At 57.2% G+C, this 2,621-nt stretch carries 2 rRNA genes (1 of these 2 cut by a window edge); both read left to right on the top strand.

From position 1 onward, the window contains the following. Window positions 1-2,411 (top strand): 23S ribosomal RNA (locus ACFYO2_RS49415); it begins 726 nt to the left of the window's first position. A 93-nt stretch (window positions 2,412-2,504) separates the two neighbouring features. Beyond that, a 5S ribosomal RNA gene (gene rrf / locus ACFYO2_RS49420) occupies window positions 2,505-2,621 on the top strand.

Genomic DNA, 2,621 nt, shown 5'->3' on the forward strand with positions numbered 1-2,621 from the left:
ACGAGTGGGGTAGCCGTAGCGAAAGCGAGTCCGAATAGGGCGCTTCAGTAGCACGCTCAAGACCCGAAGCGGAGTGATCTAGCCATGGGCAGGTTGAAGCGGCTGTAAGAGGTCGTGGAGGACCGAACCCACCAGGGTTGAAAACCTGGGGGATGACCTGTGGTTAGGGGTGAAAGGCCAATCAAACTCCGTGATAGCTGGTTCTCCCCGAAATGCATTTAGGTGCAGCGTCGTGTGTTTCTTGCCGGAGGTAGAGCACTGGATAGGCGATGGGCCCTACCGGGTTACTGACCTTAGCCAAACTCCGAATGCCGGTAAGTGAGAGCGCGGCAGTGAGACTGTGGGGGATAAGCTCCATGGTCGAGAGGGAAACAGCCCAGAGCATCGACTAAGGCCCCTAAGCGTACGCTAAGTGGGAAAGGATGTGGAGTCGCACAGACAACCAGGAGGTTGGCTTAGAAGCAGCCACCCTTGAAAGAGTGCGTAATAGCTCACTGGTCTAGTGATTCCGCGCCGACAATGTAGCGGGGCTCAAGCGTACCGCCGAAGTCGTGTCATTGCAGCATGTAGCCCCAACGGGCGCTGTGATGGGTAGGGGAGCGTCGTCTGCCGGGTGAAGCAGCCGCGGAAGCGAGTTGTGGACGGTTGACGAGTGAGAATGCAGGCATGAGTAGCGATACACACGTGAGAAACGTGTGCGCCGATTGACTAAGGGTTCCTGGGTCAAGCTGATCTGCCCAGGGTAAGTCGGGACCTAAGGCGAGGCCGACAGGCGTAGTCGATGGATAACCGGTTGATATTCCGGTACCCGCTGTGAAGCGTCAAACATTGAATCCAGTGATGCTAAGCCCGTGAAGCCGTTCCGGACCCTTCGGGGAAAGGAAAGTGGTGGAGCCGGTGACCCGAGCTGGTAGTAGGTGAGTGATGGGGTGACGCAGGAAGGTAGTCCATCCCGGGCGGTGGTTGTCCCGGGGTAAGGGTGTAGGCCGTGCGATAGGCAAATCCGTCGCACACGTGGCTGAGACCTGATGCCGAGCCGATTGTGGTGAAGTGGATGATCCTATGCTGTCGAGAAAAGCCTCTAGCGAGTTTCATGGCGGCCCGTACCCTAAACCGACTCAGGTGGTCAGGTAGAGAATACCGAGGCGTTCGGGTGAACTATGGTTAAGGAACTCGGCAAAATGCCCCCGTAACTTCGGGAGAAGGGGGGCCATCACTGGTGAGAGGACGTGCTCCTCGAGCTGGGGGTGGCCGCAGAGACCAGCGAGAAGCGACTGTTTACTAAAAACACAGGTCCGTGCGAAGCCGTAAGGCGATGTATACGGACTGACGCCTGCCCGGTGCTGGAACGTTAAGGGGACCGGTTAGTCCGACTTCGGTCGGGCGAAGCTGAGAACTTAAGCGCCAGTAAACGGCGGTGGTAACTATAACCATCCTAAGGTAGCGAAATTCCTTGTCGGGTAAGTTCCGACCTGCACGAATGGCGTAACGACTTCTCGACTGTCTCAACCATAGGCCCGGTGAAATTGCACTACGAGTAAAGATGCTCGTTTCGCGCAGCAGGACGGAAAGACCCCGGGACCTTTACTACAGTTTGATATTGGTGTTCGGTTCGGCTTGTGTAGGATAGCTGGGAGACTGTGAAGCTTGGACGCCAGTTCAGGTGGAGTCGTCGTTGAAATACCAGTCTGGTCGTGCTGGATGTCTAACCTGGGTCCGTGATCCGGATCAGGGACAGTGTCTGATGGGTAGTTTAACTGGGGCGGTTGCCTCCTAAAGAGTAACGGAGGCGCCCAAAGGTTCCCTCAGCCTGGTTGGCAATCAGGTGTTGAGTGTAAGTGCACAAGGGAGCTTGACTGTGAGACCGACGGGTCGAGCAGGGACGAAAGTCGGGACTAGTGATCCGGCGGTGGCTTGTGGAAGCGCCGTCGCTCAACGGATAAAAGGTACCCCGGGGATAACAGGCTGATCTTCCCCAAGAGTCCATATCGACGGGATGGTTTGGCACCTCGATGTCGGCTCGTCGCATCCTGGGGCTGGAGTCGGTCCCAAGGGTTGGGCTGTTCGCCCATTAAAGCGGTACGCGAGCTGGGTTTAGAACGTCGTGAGACAGTTCGGTCCCTATCCGCTGCGCGCGCAGGAATATTGAGAAGGGCTGTCCCTAGTACGAGAGGACCGGGACGGACGAACCTCTGGTGTGCCAGTTGTCCTGCCAAGGGCATGGCTGGTTGGCTACGTTCGGGAGGGATAACCGCTGAAAGCATCTAAGCGGGAAGCCTGCTTCGAGATGAGTATTCCCACCCCCTTTGAGGGGTTAAGGCTCCCAGTAGACGACTGGGTTGATAGGCCGGATCTGGAAGCACCGTAAGGTGTGGAGGTGACCGGTACTAATAGGCCGAGGGCTTGTCCTCAGTTGCTCGCGTCCACTGTGTTGGTTCTGAAACCACGAACAGCCCCATGCCCATGGTCACGGGTGTGGTGCGGCTGAAACAGTTTCATAGTGTTTCGGTGGTTATAGCGTGAGGGAAACGCCCGGTTACATTCCGAACCCGGAAGCTAAGCCTTACAGCGCCGATGGTACTGCAGGGGGGACCCTGTGGGAGAGTAGGACGCCGCCGAAC

This window comes from Streptomyces sp. NPDC006602, from assembly GCF_042870385.1.
Taxonomy (GTDB): domain Bacteria; phylum Actinomycetota; class Actinomycetes; order Streptomycetales; family Streptomycetaceae; genus Streptomyces.